The sequence below is a fragment of the Bryobacter aggregatus MPL3 genome, from assembly GCF_000702445.1.
Taxonomy (GTDB): Bacteria; Acidobacteriota; Terriglobia; order Bryobacterales; family Bryobacteraceae; genus Bryobacter; species Bryobacter aggregatus.
Window position 1 is genome coordinate 176174 of the sequence record NZ_JNIF01000004.1, and the last position, 16628, is coordinate 192801.

General features: G+C 56.8%; 15 protein-coding genes. 8 read left to right on the forward strand and 7 right to left on the reverse strand.

Going from position 1 to position 16628, the window contains the following annotated elements; genetic code table 11:
* Nucleotide 1: 1 nt before the first annotated feature.
* The 4 genes from M017_RS0120440 to M017_RS0120455 all read right to left on the reverse strand — a co-directional run bounded on the left by M017_RS0120440 (nucleotide 2) and on the right by M017_RS0120455 (nucleotide 7054).
* Nucleotides 2-2908 carry a TAT-variant-translocated molybdopterin oxidoreductase gene (locus M017_RS0120440; protein WP_035958733.1) on the reverse strand — a complete coding sequence of 969 codons (2907 nt, stop codon included), beginning with the start codon at nucleotides 2906-2908 and terminating at the stop codon, nucleotides 2-4.
* A gap of 4 nt (nucleotides 2909-2912) precedes the next feature.
* Entirely contained in the window at nucleotides 2913-3566 is a 654-nt protein-coding gene (locus M017_RS0120445) for a cytochrome c3 family protein (protein ID WP_031500028.1), read from the reverse strand.
* Nucleotides 3567-3694: 128 nt separating this feature from the next.
* On the reverse strand, nucleotides 3695-3898 hold the full coding sequence (locus tag M017_RS0120450; protein WP_031500029.1) for a hypothetical protein: 204 nt from the start codon (nucleotides 3896-3898) through the stop codon (nucleotides 3695-3697).
* 99 nt (nucleotides 3899-3997) lie between these two features.
* The gene (locus tag M017_RS0120455; RefSeq protein ID WP_080508045.1) at nucleotides 3998-7054 is read right to left on the reverse strand and encodes a hypothetical protein; all 3057 of its coding nucleotides are present in this window, start codon (nucleotides 7052-7054) and stop codon (nucleotides 3998-4000) included.
* A gap of 146 nt (nucleotides 7055-7200) precedes the next feature.
* On the opposite strand from M017_RS0120455, the gene M017_RS0120460 reads away from it, so the two are divergent.
* Together M017_RS0120460 and M017_RS0120465 are read left to right on the forward strand one after the other, a co-directional pair.
* Nucleotides 7201-7845 carry a tetratricopeptide repeat protein gene (locus M017_RS0120460; RefSeq protein ID WP_031500031.1) on the forward strand — a complete coding sequence of 215 codons (645 nt, stop codon included), beginning with the start codon at nucleotides 7201-7203 and terminating at the stop codon, nucleotides 7843-7845.
* Between the two features lie 8 nt (nucleotides 7846-7853).
* On the forward strand, nucleotides 7854-9437 hold the full coding sequence (locus M017_RS0120465; RefSeq protein ID WP_031500032.1) for a hypothetical protein: 1584 nt from the start codon (nucleotides 7854-7856) through the stop codon (nucleotides 9435-9437).
* On the opposite strand, the gene M017_RS0120470 is transcribed toward M017_RS0120465, so the two are convergent.
* Nucleotides 9427-10014, reverse strand: a complete 588-nt coding sequence (locus M017_RS0120470) for a DUF507 family protein (protein WP_031500033.1) — start codon at nucleotides 10012-10014, stop codon at nucleotides 9427-9429. The two genes, M017_RS0120465 and M017_RS0120470, sit on opposite strands and share 11 nt — an antisense overlap.
* Nucleotides 10015-10025: 11 nt before the next feature.
* On the reverse strand, nucleotides 10026-10424 hold the full coding sequence (locus tag M017_RS0120475; protein WP_031500035.1) for a Fur family transcriptional regulator: 399 nt from the start codon (nucleotides 10422-10424) through the stop codon (nucleotides 10026-10028).
* A gap of 193 nt (nucleotides 10425-10617) precedes the next feature.
* Between M017_RS0120475 and M017_RS28035 the strand changes: the two genes are divergently transcribed.
* Complete coding sequence (locus M017_RS28035) at nucleotides 10618-11097, forward strand: MarR family winged helix-turn-helix transcriptional regulator (protein ID WP_051670666.1); 480 nt, start codon at nucleotides 10618-10620, stop codon at nucleotides 11095-11097.
* Between the two features lie 58 nt (nucleotides 11098-11155).
* On the opposite strand, the gene M017_RS28040 is transcribed toward M017_RS28035, so the two are convergent.
* Nucleotides 11156-11707: a DUF4136 domain-containing protein gene (locus M017_RS28040; RefSeq protein WP_051670667.1), complete on the reverse strand. Its 552-nt coding sequence runs from the start codon at nucleotides 11705-11707 to the stop codon at nucleotides 11156-11158.
* 97 nt (nucleotides 11708-11804) lie between these two features.
* Between M017_RS28040 and M017_RS0120490 the strand changes: the two genes are divergently transcribed.
* The 5 genes from M017_RS0120490 to tsf all read left to right on the forward strand — a co-directional run bounded on the left by M017_RS0120490 (nucleotide 11805) and on the right by tsf (nucleotide 16624).
* Entirely contained in the window at nucleotides 11805-13682 is a 1878-nt protein-coding gene (locus M017_RS0120490; protein WP_031500040.1) for an alpha/beta hydrolase family protein, read from the forward strand.
* A gap of 122 nt (nucleotides 13683-13804) precedes the next feature.
* Nucleotides 13805-14248, forward strand: coding sequence for a 50S ribosomal protein L13 (rplM, locus tag M017_RS0120495; protein ID WP_031500042.1), 444 nt, complete (start codon nucleotides 13805-13807; stop codon nucleotides 14246-14248).
* A 12-nt stretch (nucleotides 14249-14260) separates the two neighbouring features.
* Nucleotides 14261-14656: a 30S ribosomal protein S9 gene (gene rpsI / locus M017_RS0120500; RefSeq protein WP_031500044.1), complete on the forward strand. Its 396-nt coding sequence runs from the start codon at nucleotides 14261-14263 to the stop codon at nucleotides 14654-14656.
* Nucleotides 14657-14712: 56 nt separating this feature from the next.
* Nucleotides 14713-15627, forward strand: coding sequence for a 30S ribosomal protein S2 (gene rpsB, locus M017_RS0120505; RefSeq protein WP_031500046.1), 915 nt, complete (start codon nucleotides 14713-14715; stop codon nucleotides 15625-15627).
* A gap of 94 nt (nucleotides 15628-15721) precedes the next feature.
* On the forward strand, nucleotides 15722-16624 hold the full coding sequence (gene tsf / locus M017_RS0120510) for a translation elongation factor Ts (protein WP_031500048.1): 903 nt from the start codon (nucleotides 15722-15724) through the stop codon (nucleotides 16622-16624).
* Nucleotides 16625-16628: the final 4 nt, after the last annotated feature.

Genomic DNA, 16628 nt, shown 5'->3' on the forward strand with positions numbered 1-16628 from the left:
CTCAGCCTTTCTCCAGATCGGGATTGGGATTGCGAAGCCGTGCCAGATAAGTGGTGCGAGGCCGCGTATTCAGTTCCTCGAGCAGTCCATAGTTGCGGTGCTCCCGTTTCGCTTGGGAGACCCGGCTCTTGGGATCATTCAGATCTCCAAAGACAATTGCTTGTGCAGGGCACACCTGCTGGCAGGCGGTTACGATCTCTCCATCGGTGAGCGCTTGATTCCGTTTCTCACTCTCAATCTTGGCTTCGGTGATGCGCTGCACACAGTAACTACACTTCTCCATCACGCCGCGGCTTCGTACGCTGACATCCGGGTTCCGGGCTCCAAACAGACTCTTCGTATCCCAGTCGGCGTAGAGCAGGAAATTGAAACGGCGCACCTTATAGGGGCAGTTGTTCGAGCAGTAGCGTGTCCCAACGCAACGGTTATAAACCATTTCATTGAGACCTTCCGCACTATGAACCGTTGCCGCAACCGGACACACCAATTCGCAGGGCGCGTTTTCACAATGCATGCAAGGAACGGGTTGATAGTACGTTGCGGGATCTTCGAGCGAACCCTGGTAATAGCGATCGACTCGCAGCCAATTCATATGCCGGCCTTTGGAAACCTCGGCCTTGCCGACTACGGAGATATTGTTCTCCGATTGGCAGGCGATCGTACACGCATGGCATCCGGTACAAGCCGTAAGATCGATCGACATGCCCCATTTATGTGCCTTGTATTCCCACAACGGGAAGAGTGTCGTTTCATCGGCCACATGCTTTTCTTCTGGATTCGCGAACTCAGGATTCTGGTGATAGTCGTCAAATGTGGCGGCCCGGAACGGATCTCGCTCCTCCATCGTCTGGGTGTGTTGCGTGGTGGCGAAGGGGTAGCCGCTGGAGATGCGCGTCAGGGACGCTCCCACGCCGTGTCCAATGTCTGTGCTGGGGCGCAAGGCATAGGCATTGAACCCAATGCCGTTCGCGACTTTGCCTGCTCGTGTCCGTCCATATCCAAAATGCACGGTCAGCGATTCGTCGGCGTGGCCCGGCAGCATCCAGATAGGGCCCTTCACCTTGCGGCCTTGGAACTGAAGCTCCACCACGTCGCCTGTGGTCACCCCGTAATGCTGTGCGCTCTTCGGTGAGATCCAGACGGCGTTGTCCCATGTCATTTTGTTCTGCGGCTTCGGCATTTCTTGCAGCCATGCGTTGTTGGACAAGGACCCGTCTCCAACAGCCGGATCTGGACGGAAGACGATCTCGAGACTGGAGGATGGCGTTGTCCCCAGCGTCGGTGTCTGGATGATGGGCGGGGTTCTTTCTGCAAAGGCGCTGCCGGCGATCACTCCATCGTGAAGCGATCTCTGCCAGAACTCCTGGAAGTCCGCCGCCGGGTGTTGTCCCTGCCAATAATCGCGGACCGTATCATGAGCCGTTCGTCCGGTCCGATGCTCCAATACGTTCAGCAGTTCATGTGAAGTTTTCCCGCCGTAGATCGGCGCGATTAGTGGCTGGAGGATCGAGACGGTACCGTCGTAAGCCCGCGCATCGCTCCAACTCTCAAGAAAGTGGGCCGCGGGCAGATGCCAGTGACTCCAGGCTGCCGTTTCGTCCGCATACAATCCCAGATGCACCCGGGTTTTGACTTTCTTGAATTCCTGCAGAAAGTTGAGATCTGCGGGCGCATCGTAGACCGGATTGCCTCCCAGCACCAGTAGCGTTTCTACTGCGCCGCTACTCATGTCTTTTACTAGTTCACGAAGAGACTGCAACTCATCGATCGGCTTTGCTTCGACAGGGTCGGTGTAGAGCACGGTCTTGCCCGCATTGCCGAGCATTTGATTGATCGCGTGTGCCAGAACGTGGACCTTTGCGGGTTGCTGCTCGCCAGCGATGAGGATGCTCGCCCCTCGCTGCGCCTGCAGGTCCTTTGCGATTGCGCGCACTATCGCAGTGGATCCGCTCGAAGGTTCCTTCAACTCCTGATAAAGAGCTGCTGCAAATGCTTCCACCTCACAACTGCGCATGCGCAATCGATGTTCCGCCATCCCCCCTGCAATGGAAGGCGTGCCTTCGGCCACATAGAGCCGCGGTGGTGTCTCGGATGCGCGTTCCGCCGCAGCACGGCGTCGAGCACTGTAGTCCCTGGTATAACGCAGGTTGCCCGGCATTGTAGAAGATAAGAAATCCGCATCGAGAGAGACAATGACGTTGGCCCGGTCAAAGCGGTAGATCGTATTGAAGGGCTGGCCGGAAGCGGCCAGGGCCCCAGCGCGTACCGAGTGCCGGCCGCAGGCTTCATACTGATGCCACTTCGCGGACGGAAGCGTCGTCAGGAATTCTTGGATCTGTGCCGCGAGTGTGAGCGAGGTTACTGTTCCCGTCAGCAAGCGCAGCCCTTCCCCTTTCTTGGTTGCCGCCGTCTCGCGGGCCGTGGTGATGGCGGAGACGAAATTGCCCCAAGTACTGATGTTGCCCCTGTGGATCACGGCTTGCGAACGGTCCGGATCGTAGAGTGTCAGGATGCTGGCCTGCATCGCTGCATCGGTCGCACCGAGGCTCGCGGGATGTAGTGGGTTCCCTTCGATCTTGGTTGGGCGGCCCAATTGACTCTCCACGAGTAAGCCGGTCGCAATGCCGCCATAGGTTGCGGCCGTCGCATAGAACAGCGAGTTGCCAGGAACGAAGTTTTCCGGTTGGCGTACATAAGGGACGATCGCTTCTTTCGGTTGCACCGTGCAGCCAGTCGCCCCGGCCATCACGATGGAAGCGCCCATCAGTGTGAGAAAGCGTCGCCGTGAGCCCGGATCATTCCAATCCGGAGTTCGATTGGGGAACTCGTCTTCAACGAAGGCGCGGAACTCCTCAGTCTTCGCCAATTCCTCCAAGCTGCGCCAGTATTGAGGGAGTTCTTGGGGCATGGATTCACCGGTGGCAAGTCACACAATCTGTTAGGCTCTGCACTTGATACTGAGCGACTAACTGCGGTCCAATGATGTCCTGGTTCGATGCGGGAGTCAGATAAGCGGGATTGAAGATCTGGTCTCGCGGACGCACATGTCTCTCGGGGGCGCGATGGCATTCCACGCACCATTGCATATAGAGGGTGTTCACCTTGTAGGTCAACGGCATCTGGTCCACCCGGCCATGGCAGGAGGAGCATCCAATGCCCTTGCTCACATGAATGCTGTGATCGAAGTAAACGAAGTCCGGCAGGTCATAGACACGGGTCCATTGCAGCGATTTCCCGGAACGGAAACTCTCGCGCACCGGTTCTAACATCGCCGCATTTGTCCAGATTTGTGCGTGACAACTCATGCACGTTTCAGTGGAGGGAATCCCGGCGAACTTGGAGGTCTCGACAGAACCGTGACAATAGCGGCAATCAATGCCGTCGTCGGCAACGTGATGTTTGTGGCTGAAGGGGACGTGCTGATCAATCGCGAGGCCAACGCCGGTTGTCGTCGAGCCGGCATTCAGCAGGTAAGCGGCGCAGAGGATGCCGATCGCGGTCAATACTACGACAGCAATGGCGATTCTAGCGAGGTTGTTGGCACTCCGATGAAAGACTTGAGCCATCTACGTCACAAACCATCGATTGTGCCGGTAGGATAAGCTCGTGACTGTTTCCGTTACTTAATTTCGGTGATTTCGTTTTTTAGTCTGCGCGCGGGAGTGACCGCCCGGAGACTGAAGCTACTTTGTGCTCAGGCGACGGCCCGGCGGCCACGCAACAAGGTGGCCGGTAAGGTGACGATCGACCAGACCAGATGCAGCACGCCGCCTACAGCGATCCCCACGATCCGAAAGGGCAGAAGCAAAAGCCAAACAATGGGATAGAGCACCAGTGCCAGCAACGCCAGCGGCCAGCACAGCACGAAGAGCAATAGCCAAAGTACGAAGGTCAGCATCACTGAAGAATACGAGAATGGCGCTGTGAAAGTTCGCCTTCCAGAAATCAAAAAAGGGCGCCTCCCGAGAGAGGCGCCCTTTTCTTCCCGATCGGGAATTTACTGCTTGACTGCGATTGTCGTACCCTTCTGTTGTTGACTGGGGACAGACCGGAGTTGCACCAGAACGCTGACCGAATTGCCAGGGGCAACAGTATCCGGAATCTTCACATTCAACTGCCAGAGGCCGATATAGCCCGGCGCCAATCCTGAGTACAAAATATTGGCGGACGAAACAATCAATCCGTTGAAGTAGACGTCCGGCTTTTCTGTGCCCACCGAAAGCGGAGAACTGCCCGCTGGCTTACCGTCAGCAGGGGCATTCGAAACTGGGCCCAGACCCGTTCCATACAGCTGAATCACCTTGCCTCGCGCGATCGGATTGGAGGTGGAATTGACGGTGTTGTCTTCGTTGAGTGCTGAGATCTGCCCCCCGCCGGTCGCCGTGGCGGTAAAGAAGCCGGGCGAAACTACGTCAATCGGAACCAGGCTCGAAGCCATGACTTGCCCCGTCGACTTGCGGATGACGGTGACATCGGCGTTCAGCCCGGGCTGAGCGTTGGAAGGAACCTGATAGTTAATCTGAGTCGGTCCAACGTAGTAAAGCGGAACAGGAACGTCATTGAAGAGTACCTGCGTGTCGCCGAGTTCTGTCGGCCAGGTCGAGCCCGTCGCGACAACTTCGCTCGTTGCAAATGTGCCACCCTGCGCGTACATGCTGGCAATCATGCCGCCTGCCAGATAGACGTTCTGCTGGTTCGCTGCATTGACACTATATTGTGCCTGATAGAAGAAGGTAATGCGATTCGCCGCATCGGACGACACCAGATTCGAATTTTGATCTACCTTCACGTCGAGCGGGTAGATTCCCTGGTTCACCGCGAGATTCCCGGTGGAGCTCACCGAAAGGAATTCATAAGACGGGAAGCGGAGGTTCCGCCGGTTATTTCCGTCGGTGACCCACAATTCCGCTGTACGCGGATCCGAGTTGATGCCGATCGGAGAATTGAAGCCCGACAGGCTCAGCGCCGGACTCGGGTCCGTGCCCGCCTGAGGAACGCGGTTGTAGATCATCATGCGCTGGTTCCCCGCATCAATGACATACATACGGTCATCGACATCAACGGCGATGCCGCGCGGGCCATTGAAGCGCTTGCCGTCAGCGCTGGCAATTGTCGAGATGAGGTCCGGTTGCCCAAAGACATTCGCTGCGGCTTGGCCGTTCGTAAAGTCTCCATCCGTCGGGCGAATAAAGAACAGAATGCGGTTATGCGCGTTATCAGAGACCAGCAAGTGGCCCCCAGCCGTGAAAGCCAGCGCCATCGGTGCACTCATGTTGCGCGGGCTGGCGTCCGTGATCTTCCCGGTATAGCTTGATTGGCCCAGCACCAGATTGGGCTTGAGATTCGACATGTTGTCGAAGGGACGCGGATAGCGCAGCACGCGGCTATTCAGGGTGTCGGCAATATACAGATCGCCCTTGGCGTCCACGGCAACGGCGTGGGGCAGGAACAAACCTGTCTGATTCGGAACGTTCGGATTTCCGTCAGGAGAATTAATCGTGGTCCGGTTGAGGCTCACTTGTCCGATGACCAGATCCGCGCTCTTGCCGAGTGTCACATTGCGGACATCGCGGAAGCCAAGAACGCGGTTGTTCAGGGTATCCGCAACATAGAGAATGTTCCCATCTAGCGCAATGCCACCACCGCGATAGACCTTGCCTGCATAAGTGCCGTTGAAGTAAAACTCCTTGCCCTCGACAAGATTCGGCGCATTCAAGTCCAGACCATCCTGACCGAATACCTTGGTAGCTGTCGCTGCATAGGGGGCTCCGCCAGAAACCATCAACACCCGATGATTATTCACGTCGGCGACAAACATGTTGTTGCCAGATGCGATGGCGTCCACCGGAAGATTGAATCCGGCTCCGCTCGGTACACGCGCTCCGCGGTTGCTATCTCCGGAGTTAAAGTCATTCTGCCCGATGACATCGGTCATTCTCGGCGAGAACGACGCTGTTTCTCCAGGCCAGGAATCCGGTACTCCGTAGCGAACGATTCGGTGATACCGGGCGTCGACGACATAGAGCTGGTTGTTCACAACAAAGAGGCCTTCGGGCGACCCGAGCGCGACATCGTTAATCGTCGGCGGTGTCACCTGTCCTTGTTGCAGCACAAGGACGCCCAGAATGCGCTCTGCGGACTGTCCCGTTGCCCCTGGATTCCGATAGACGACAACCCGGGCACGGGCATCGCTCACGTAGAGCCGGCCATCGCCGCCGAACGCAATACCAGTCGGGATATAAAGGGATGATTTCTCGCGGGGATCCCCTTGATTCGGAACATTCGCCGTCAAGCTCAACTGCCCGAGTGCCACATCGGCATCGGGGCCAAACGATCCGGGCTGCAGCACTCGCGCAGGAAAGCGCAGGACGCGATGATTTCCTGGATCGGCCACCCACAAATTCCCGTTCGCATCAAAAGCAAGACGGACCCGGAAGATATTCGATCCCAGATCGCTGAGATACAGAGTACTGGCCAATGGCGTGGACCGTCCCTGATTCGGAGTACGGCCGCTATTTCCGCCTGAAGCGCTTCCAAAGCTCTGCTGGCCCAGCATCACATCAATTTCCAGTAACTGGTCTGTAGGTTGATCGAAGGGACGCGGATAACGAAGAATGCGATTGTTATTGGAGTCCACGACATAGAGATTGCCTTGCGGATCCACGGTCAATCCCGTAGGGGCATTGAGTCCGGTTGTAAAGCTGGTGCCTGGACCATTGGGGTCAGACCGGAAACGATCCCGCTGTCCGATCACCAGGTCAGCTTGTGCGCCATTGGAGGCCGATACGGCGTTCTTCCATGCCAGAACCCGGTTATTGCCTGTGTCGGCGACATAGAGAATATTGGCGCCGCCACTGGTATCCAGGGCAACGCCCTGGGGACCGGCCAGTTCTCGCCCTTCCACCCAATTGGGAGCTGCCGTAATCAAGTCTTTCTTTGGCTGCCCGAGAACTCGCGAGGCATTAGGGTTGAGCTTGACGCTAGTCGGCTGTCCCCAAAGTGGGATCAGCGTAGCAGACAAGACTATGGCTTGTACGAAAAATTTCGATTTCATTCGTTAATTCCTAGGAAGGACAGACGCGGGGAAGTCCGTTTAATTCACTTTCTATCATGGCAGAAAACAAAATGGAATCCATCTGTTCTGCCCCTGGTACCGCCTGCTCTGCTCCTGTGGCGGGAATGCCGGATAGAATGAAGAGGATGCTGTGGTTTTTGTTCTTTACCGTTCTCCAGGCTGGTGTCCTTGAGGATGCCCGCGACCGCCAGGATGCTGCTTCGCTCGCCGCACAGGCACAGAAGATCGCAAGCAAACCGAATGCCTTTTATGAACTGGCGGTCGTCCGCAGTTATGAGGCGGAAGTTGCGATGGAGAAGGGGGACAAAAAGGGGAGCGCATCTAGTGCAGAAGCCGGAATTGACGCCGCACGCAAAGCGGTTGCCGCCCAGGACCACAATTCCGAATATCACCGGATCCTTGGAACCCTCTGCGGACAGGTGATTCCGGCAAATGTTCTTCTCGGCTTAAAGTATGGCCGCTGTGCGATGGATGAAGTGGCAAAAGCGATTGAATTGAATCCCAAGGCCGCCGAAAACTGGCTGGCGCGCGGCGTCGGCAATTACTATCTGCCTCCCTCGTTTGGCGGTGGGATCGACAAATCAATTGAAGACTTCGACAAGGCCATTCAACTCAATGCGAAATTTGCCGATGCCTACATGTGGCGCGGCATTGCTCTGCGCAAAGCGGGTAAGAATGCCGAAGCTCGCAAGTCCCTTGCAAAAGCACTCGAACTGAATCCCAAGCGTGTTTGGGCCAAGACCCAGCTCGATAAGACCCCCGAGAAGTAATCCTCAATATGAATTGGCGCGAATGGGCCAGCCTCAGCGTCGTTTTTGCGGCGCTCACTGCGCTTGGCCTCTGGTTCTTTCCGGGCCATACTTTTCTGACGAGTGACACGCAGATCTACGTGCCACTCTTTGAGCATCTTCAGGATCATCGTCTCCTCAACAACGACCTCATCCTCAGCGGAGCCCATCTCAGCTTCACGATTTACGATGAGGTCACACTCGCGCTCAGCTCGTCTCTCGGTCTGAACCTTGAGACCGCCCTCTTCCTCCAACAGTTCTTCTTCCGCTGGGTCGGCTATTGGGGCGCATATCTTCTGGCTCGTGCTTGTGGAATGAGCCAGGGCGCTGGTGTCCTCACCAGCGCTCTGCTGTGGTTGGGCGCCTTTGTCTACGGTCCTGCCGTTCTCACTACGGAATACGAGCCGGTCCCTCGTGGTTTCGCGGTGCCGCTGGTCGTTGGTTGTTTCGGTGCGCTCGCAATGGGCTGGCGCTGGTTCGCCGCGATTCTGGTGACGGTCGCATTTCTCTACCACGCGCCCGCGGTCTGGCCCGTTCTTTTGGTGGCCCTCTACCTGCGCGATTGGCGCATCCTCAGTTCTGTCGGCGTTGGTGCTGTCTTGTTGTGGATCAGTTCGCATTCCCAGCAGGGCATCGTCGAGGCACAACCCTTTTTCAGTCTGCTCGATGCGACGCATCGCAAGATCCAACAACTCCGTGCCCCTTACAACTGGATTTCCAGTTGGCCCTGGCGCTGGTGGGCTCAGTTTCTGATCACCGGTCCCTTGGCGCTTGTGGCCGCCCGGCGTGCGGCGCTTCCGATTGCCATTCGCCCTTACTTCTTCGCACTTCCAATCCTCGGGCTGCTCATGATGCCGGTTTCCTATCTGCTGCTGGAACAACTCGGTTGGGCGCTTTTCCCGCAAATCCAACCGATGCGCGCCCTCCTCTTCTGTCACCTTCTCTGCCAGTGGGCTGGTTTCATTGCGGCATGGCGAGAGATCCGGGAAGGGAATTGGCTGAAGGCGGCTGGCTGGACGATCATTCCCCTCTGCCTGGCTCTCCGTGGCGACTTTCTCGATTTCCGCTGGAACGAAGCCATTCTGATGGCGCTGATCTTCGCCTCTGTCTGGTTGGCCACTCATTGGCCACGACGGGAGTGGGCTTGGGTGGCGAGTTTTAGCGTCGCCCTGCTCTTCGGAGAAGTCTTTGCGGCACGAAGCTACAAGCCACTGGAGACCAAACCGCTCGATGGACTCTCGGTCTGGGCCCAGGAAAAGACTCCAATCGATTCGGTCTTTCTATTCGGGGATTTGGGGAGGCGCATCGAACCCGGGATTTTTCGCGCCCGCGCAGAACGTGCTGTCTATGTTTGCTGGAAGCAGGGCGGGCAAGTCAACTACTTCCCTCGCTATGCCGAGATCTGGTGGGAACGCTGGTCGCAATTGCTCGCGCCCGGCCATCCTCCGCTCAATTACGACAACCTGCGCGCCCGGGGCATCGACTATATCGTGTTTACCAAGGACATCCCGTCAGCAGACCTGCAAGCGGTCTACGTCTCGCCAGAGTATCGGGTCTACAGCCTTAAGCGTTAAGCTCGATGCCGAGTTTCTTCAGCTCTTCGGCGTAGTAGCGCTTGTGTAGAATCTCGTATTCTTCGCTTCCCTCGAGAATGCCCTTCTTCTGCGAGATCACCTTGGTCCGCGCATCCTTATCGGCCTTCTCTTCGGTCTGCAAAACTTCAGTGAAGGTTTTTACGATCTCAAGCCTGGTTTCATTCGGCTCCCGCTTCACGCGGGTTTCGCGCTGTTTCCGCAAGAGCGCTCCGATCTGATGCGACAGGTCGGTGATCTTGTCGCGTGACAGTTTCATCCCGTCACCCGACTCCCGGCCGGCGGCACGAATGATCTTGCGCTGCGTCACCATCGTGCTCTTAATCTTGCGGAACATATCCTGATACGAAACGCCCTCGCGTCTCATGTACTCGGTATACTGCTCCAGAATCTCGCGAACTTCATCATTGAGCTTGTCCTCGACCTCAAGGTCGGCAATGATGACATCGGCGATCTGGGTGGCAAGGGCCGCTGGATTCGCGGTGTCAATGAAACTTGGATTCAGGCGACTGACTAAGCGGCGTGACAGGTATCCGACGAACTCTTTTGCGATGAGCATGTATGGTCTGTTTACAGTGTATTCGACACGCAGAGGTCGCAGTGTCCATACAGCACCACCTCATGCGTCGTCACCTGAAAACCAGACGGCAGATGCGGCTTCACCTGAATCGGACAACCTGGTACTTCATATACTTTTTTGCACGACTGGCAGTGAAAGTGATGATGATGCGCTTTGCCCGCCACTTCATAGCGGGATGGTTCCCCAGGCAGATCCACCGCAGTCAGCCAACCCTCTTCCACTAATGCCTTGATGTTGCGGTACACGGTCGCGATGCCGAGGCCTTTGGTATGGGAAGACGCATTTTCCAGCACTTCTTGCGGCCCCAATGGCCGGTCGATCAACGAGAAGACTTCACGGATTGCGGCCTTCTGGCGGGTATTTCGTTGCGTTCCGGGCTTCGTGATCATCGCTCTGTCGTGAGCGTAGCACATCTCGGGAATCCTCTTGCATGGAGCCAGAAGGGCTCATTTTCATTATTAGTGAATCTGATTGCGGCTGCGTTTTGAGCTCGCTGGGAATCGGTTACCTTGATTTTTATACCGGCTCTCCATAAGAAATTTGGATAGACAGCGGGGAGAACTTCGCGCGAGACTCAGGGAAATGGTTGCGAAGTCGGACGTCGAAACCGTCCTCGAATGCTACGTAAGAATCTACTTCGCTTGCCACACCCGGCAGGTGGGCGATGGCAAGAGCAAGAAGGGAATCGATATCAGCACGCACCAGGCCAAAGTTCTCGAATATCTGGATGCGAACGATGGAATGACCGTCCTCGATCTCGCCCGCAACATTGGCGTTGCGCCCTCCACAATGTCCCTCACCCTCGACCGTCTGGAGCGTGGCAGCTTTGTCCGCCGCCAGAAAGACCCGAGTGATGGGCGCCGAACCCTGATCTATCTCACCTCCGATGGCGATCGCATCAAACGCAAACAAAAAGTTCTTGAACCTGATCTCATTGCCGCCATGCTCGGCAAACTGCCTACTGCCAAGCGGAAAGAGGCGATGGCTGGACTTCGTTCCCTGATGGACGCTGCAACCGAACTGGTGGGAAGCGAAATGTTCAGAGAACTAGTCCGGCGCTAACGCCACAACCGGGGCTCTGCAGATCCAGAGCCCCGGTCTATCGATCAACTCAGCCTGTTCACGAGGAATGACGCGGCAGGTTCTTCAATGCCTTTTCCGCAATCTTGTCAATCTTCTTGTCGGACACGAGGTCCGGCATATGACTCGCGCGGTCGCTTGCGTAACCACGCCAGATCAAGTCGCCCGTATGTGCATCGACCATGTCGACGATGAGGCTACCGGCGATATAGTTCACCGTAAAAACGTTTCCGCCATAGAATCCGCCGCCATAGAATCCGCGGCGAAAACCGCCGCCCCACGGGCCAAAGCCGCCAGTTTGAATGATTTCGCGCTGGTTGTGGGCTGCGATGTGATAACTCAGGTAGACGTCCGGTTGATCATTATTCATCGTCCAACCCTGTTTCATCAGTTGATCGCTAAAAGCACGGCGTACCCGATTGGAGACGAGTGAATTATCAACCACGCCATTGGTCTTCTTTGCGTCCTGCCAGGAAAAAGTACGGTAGCGATCCCAGCTTACGCTTCTGTCCATATCTGTTTTCACGGTCTGACTGAAGCCAATTGAGGCGATCAGCAAACCTAAGGTGACGACCGAATGAATGGTTTTCATTGGAGTTGCCCCTTTCTGTTCCTACTAGTTAGACCGATCTCAGGCGCTCCAGGTTGCGCTTTCCTTGGGTAGGATAGTCAGCAGAGAAACCAACCCTGTGCCATGCCTCCTAATCTTCCTCCTCTGTGCTCCGGTACTGCTGGCTCAGTCCTCTGAGGCCTATGCGCTGCAGTTTCAAAACTGGCTGACGGTCCAAGCCGAAAAGCAGTGGACAGCTCGCGATCGAGCGATCGCCAACCTCACGACGAAAGCGGCGATCCAGGCTCGTAGCAAAGAGGTGCGGGAAACGGCGCTCGAACTGATTGGCGGTCTCCCGGCTGTGAAAACGCCGTTGCAGGCGCAGATCACCGGAGCTTTCGCCCGTGAGGGCTACCGTGTCGAGAAGATCCGTTTTGAGAGCCAGCCGGGTTTCGTCGTCACAGCGAATCTCTATCTCCCCACCAACTCTCCTGGACCACATCCCGCCGTGCTGGGCGTCGCCGGCCATTCTGATACAGGCAAGGCCTACCCCACCTACCAGACTGCCTACATTGCCTTTGCCAAGCGCGGCATCGCGGTGCTGGCCTACGACCCTCCGGGCCAGGGAGAACGTCTCGAGTTTCTCGATCCGGCCACCGGAAAGTCGCGGGCGGGCGTTGGAGTCGGCGAACATCTGATGGCTGGCGTCCCGGCTCTCCTGACCGGGCAAACCCTCGCTCGCCATTTCATCTGGGATGGTATCCGTGCGGTGGACTATCTACTCACTCGTCCCGAGATCGATCCCAAGCGCATTGCCGTTGCTGGCAACTCCGGCGGCGGCACTCAGGCTGCCTACCTGTCGGCCTTTGAACCCCGCCTGGCCACAGCCATCTCTTCCTGCTATATGACCCGCTGGCGGGAACTGTGGGTGGGCCCCGGCCCGCAAGACGCCGAACAGATCTGGCCGGGCTTCCTCGCGCGCGGTCTCGATTTCGGCGACTTCGCTCTTGCGCAGGCCCCACGGCCCTATCTGATGACGATTGCCACTCGCGACTACTTTCCGGCCGCCGGCGCCCATGCCACCTTCCGCGAGATGCAACGCCTCTTCGACATCCTTGGGGGCGGGGACAAGCTCGGGCTCTTTGAGTATGACGACACGCATGGCTGGTCCCGGCCTCGTCGCGAAGCGGCCGCGAACTGGTTGGACAATCTCTTTCTCGACCAGAAAGCTGCCCGTCCCGAACCGGAAATCGTTCCCGAGCCGGAGAACGCACTCTGGGTCACGCAGAACGGCCAACTCGCAGAGTCGGAAACTGTGCAATCCCTCACAAAGAAACAGGCGAAGCTCTTGGCCGATCAGCGTCCTAAGCTTACACACACGGCACTCGAAACGGCGATCGGATGGCGCGGCGTCACTGGCAGCAAGTCCAAACTCCTCCGTACCGAACAGAAAGGTTCCTACCGAATCGAACATCTGGAACTGTTGGTCGAGGGTGAAGTTGCCATTCCCGCACACGATTATCTCCCCCAAGCCCCGACCGCCACTTGGGTCGTCGCTGGTTGGAGTGACACTGAAATCGAAAATCTGGTGGGGCAGGGAACCCGTGTTCTTGCCCTGTCTCCACGAGGATCGGGCGCCGGGTACAGAAAAGCTGGTGCGAGCGGCTACAACCAGTCCTACCAGACGGCGGCCCGCGCCTGGCTAATTGGACGCAATCTGCTGGAGATGCAGGCTGCTGACTTCCTTTCCGCTCTCCTTTATCTTGAAAGAAGCGGGAGCCGTCGCGCCAAACTGGCCGCTTCGGGAAATCTTGCCGCTGCGGCGACGGTTGCCTTTGCTCTCGAACCAAAATTCCAAGAGCTGGTCACCCGGTCGCCCTTCCATAGTTATCAGGAGCTCATCGCCGCGCCCACCCACGAAGGAATCGAGAATACGATTGTTCCGGGCGCGCTGAAGACCTTTGATCTCCCCGACGTCCGGCAATTGGCGCAGCCCCGGCCGGTGACCGACCGCTAAAGCCTACAAAAATGGGGATTTTTTGCAGAGAAGTACGGCCAAACTGTCGCTGCTTTGACACAGCGTGCAGCTCAGGCTAGACTGGTAAAGTTGACTATTTTTAGAGGGAGACCCGAAACGTTATGAAAACTCACGTTCCCTCCGGAAAAGACGTCAGTCGTAAGTGGCACATCATCGATGCGGAAGGGGCCACCCTTGGCCGCCTGGCTACCAAAGCCGCTCGCATCCTGATGGGCAAGCACAAAACGACCTACACGCCTTATCTGGACATGGGCGATCACGTGATCGTCATTAATGCAGGCAAAGTGCGCCTCACCGGTAACAAGACCGAGCAAAAGGTTTACTACTACCACACTGGTTATCCAGGTGGCTTGAAGGCAACCGGAGCGCGCGACATGAAGCAGAACAAACCCGCTCGTATGATTGAACTGGCTGTTAAAGGCATGCTGCCGAAAAACACCCTGGGCAAGCACATGGGCAAGAAGCTGAAAGTGTACGCCAACGACCGCCATCCGCATCAGGCACAGAAGCCCGAGCCGACGGTACCTGTTAGCGAGAAGATTTAAGGAAGGAATTTCGTGGCTAGTTTGAATCAGTTTATTGGAACCGGACGCCGCAAGACCTCTACGGCTCGCGTTTTTCTACGTCCTGGTAAGGGCGACATCACCGTCAACCACCGCGCCCTCGAGCACTACTTCCACACGGAAACGGCCCGCGCCACCGTGCGGCAGCCTTTGCTTGCCACCGAGACGGCCGACAAGTTTGATGCTCTCATTCTTGCCGACGGCGGTGGCTTCACGGGTCAAGCAGAAGCCTGTCGGCTGGGCGTTGCGCGTGCATTGCTGGAGTTCAACACCGAACTCCGTCCGAAGCTCAAAGAGCTCGGCATGCTCACGCGTGATCCCCGCGCCAGCGAGCGTAAGAAGTACGGCCAAAAGGGCGCCCGTAAGCGCTTCCAGTTCTCCAAGCGTTAATCGCTGCCGAGCTCCGTACAAATTAGAGATCGTCTTAACCAAGCAAAGGACTTGTCATGCCTTCGATTTCCATGAAAGAACTGCTCGAAGCAGGCGTTCACTTCGGGCACCAGACAAAGCGCTGGAATCCAAAGATGAAAGAGTACATCTTTGGCGAACGCAACGGTATTTACATCATTGACCTGCAGAAGACCTTAAAGCTCTTCAAAGACGGCATGCGCTTCGTAGGCGAAATGGCCGCTCAGGGCAAAAACATCCTCTTCGTCGGCACCAAGCGTCAGGCCCAGGAAGCTATCGCTGAAGAAGCTGCACGTTGCGGCATGTACTACATCAACAACCGCTGGCTCGGTGGCTTGCTCACCAATTTCACCACCGTCAAGGGTTCGATCAAGCGTCTCCGCGAGCTCGAAACCATGTCGACGGAAGGAACTTGGGGCAGCCGTTCGAAGAAGGAAATTTCCCGCCTCGAGCGCGAGCGCAAGCACCTCTCGCAGAACCTTGCCGGTATCAAGGACATGCCCGGTCTCCCGGATATGATCTTTGTCGTCGACTCCTCTAAGGAATCGATCGCCGTTAAGGAAGCACGTCGTCTCAGCATTCCCGTTGTCGGTGTCGTCGACACCAACTGCGATCCGGATGAAGTCGATTACGTGATTCCGGGCAACGATGACGCTCTGCGCGCCATCAAGCTCTTCACTTCGAAGATCGCTGACGCCGTCATCGAAGGCCGTGCTCTCGCCACCGAGCATGACTTCCAGACTGCTGCTCAGCACCTGGTCACCGAAGAAGAAAGCACCACTTCAATCGACATGAGCAACTATGCTCAGTACGTCGATCCGAAGTACAGCGAAGAGCTGATGAGCGAAACGCTGATCAACGACATTGACCTCCCGTCGATGTCTCTCCCCAAGAAGGCCCCCGAGAGCGAAGAAGCTCCTGTCGCTGAACCCGTCGCTGCCAAAGCGGAATAGTTTAGCCGCGGACAACTAGTCTCGGTAATGAGGAGCCGAAGCAATTCGGCTCTTTGGCTTCTAAGAAATCCACGAAAGGGACAGGTGTAACTATATGGCGGAAGTAACCGCTCAACTCGTTAAGCAACTTCGCGAGCGCACCGGCGCTGGGATGATGGAATGCAAGAATGCGCTCGTGGAAGCGAACGGAAATTTGGATGAGGCGGAAGTAATCCTGCGCAAGCGCGGAGCTGCTGCCGCTGCCAAGAAATCGACCCGTTCGGCCAAGCAGGGCTTGATCGCAATCGAAATTGCTCCGGATGCAAAGTCGGCCGTGATCGTGGAAGTCAATTGTGAATCGGATTTCGTCGCCCGTACAGACGACTTCCAGTCGCTCGCAGCGGATATCGCTTCGCAGGTTGCCGCCTCTCAGGCCGAAACCGTTGAAGCCCTCCTTGCAGAGCCCTTCGTCAAGGACTCCGCCACCACCGTCGGCGACTACATCAAGACCAAGATCGCCAAGGTCGGCGAAAACATCGTCGTCCAGCGCTTTGAACGTCTGGCAATCGATAGCGGTGCGATCACCAGCTACACCCATCCGGGCAGCCAGTTGGCGGTAGCGATTGTATTGAAGACCAACGGGGAAGCCACTCACGAAGAATTCCTCGCTCTCGGCAAGGACCTCGCCATGCAAGTGGCCGCGGCCGATCCGAAGTATGTGCGTCGCGATCAGGTGGATCAAGCGCACTTGGCCAAGGAAGCCGACATTGCCCGCGACCGCGCGCGCAACGAAGGCAAGCCGGACAAGATCCTCGATAAGATCGTTGAAGGCCGTCTTTCGAAGTTCTATGAGGAAGTTTGTCTCATCGAACAGCCTTTCATCAAGGACAACTCTCTGACCGTTACAGAGTTGGTCAAGCAGAAGGGTTCTGTGGTGGGTGGGGCGATTGAAGTTGCTCACTTCGTTCGCTTCAAAGTCGGCGAAACTCAGTCTGGCGAAGAAGCGGCAGCGGAATAGTTAC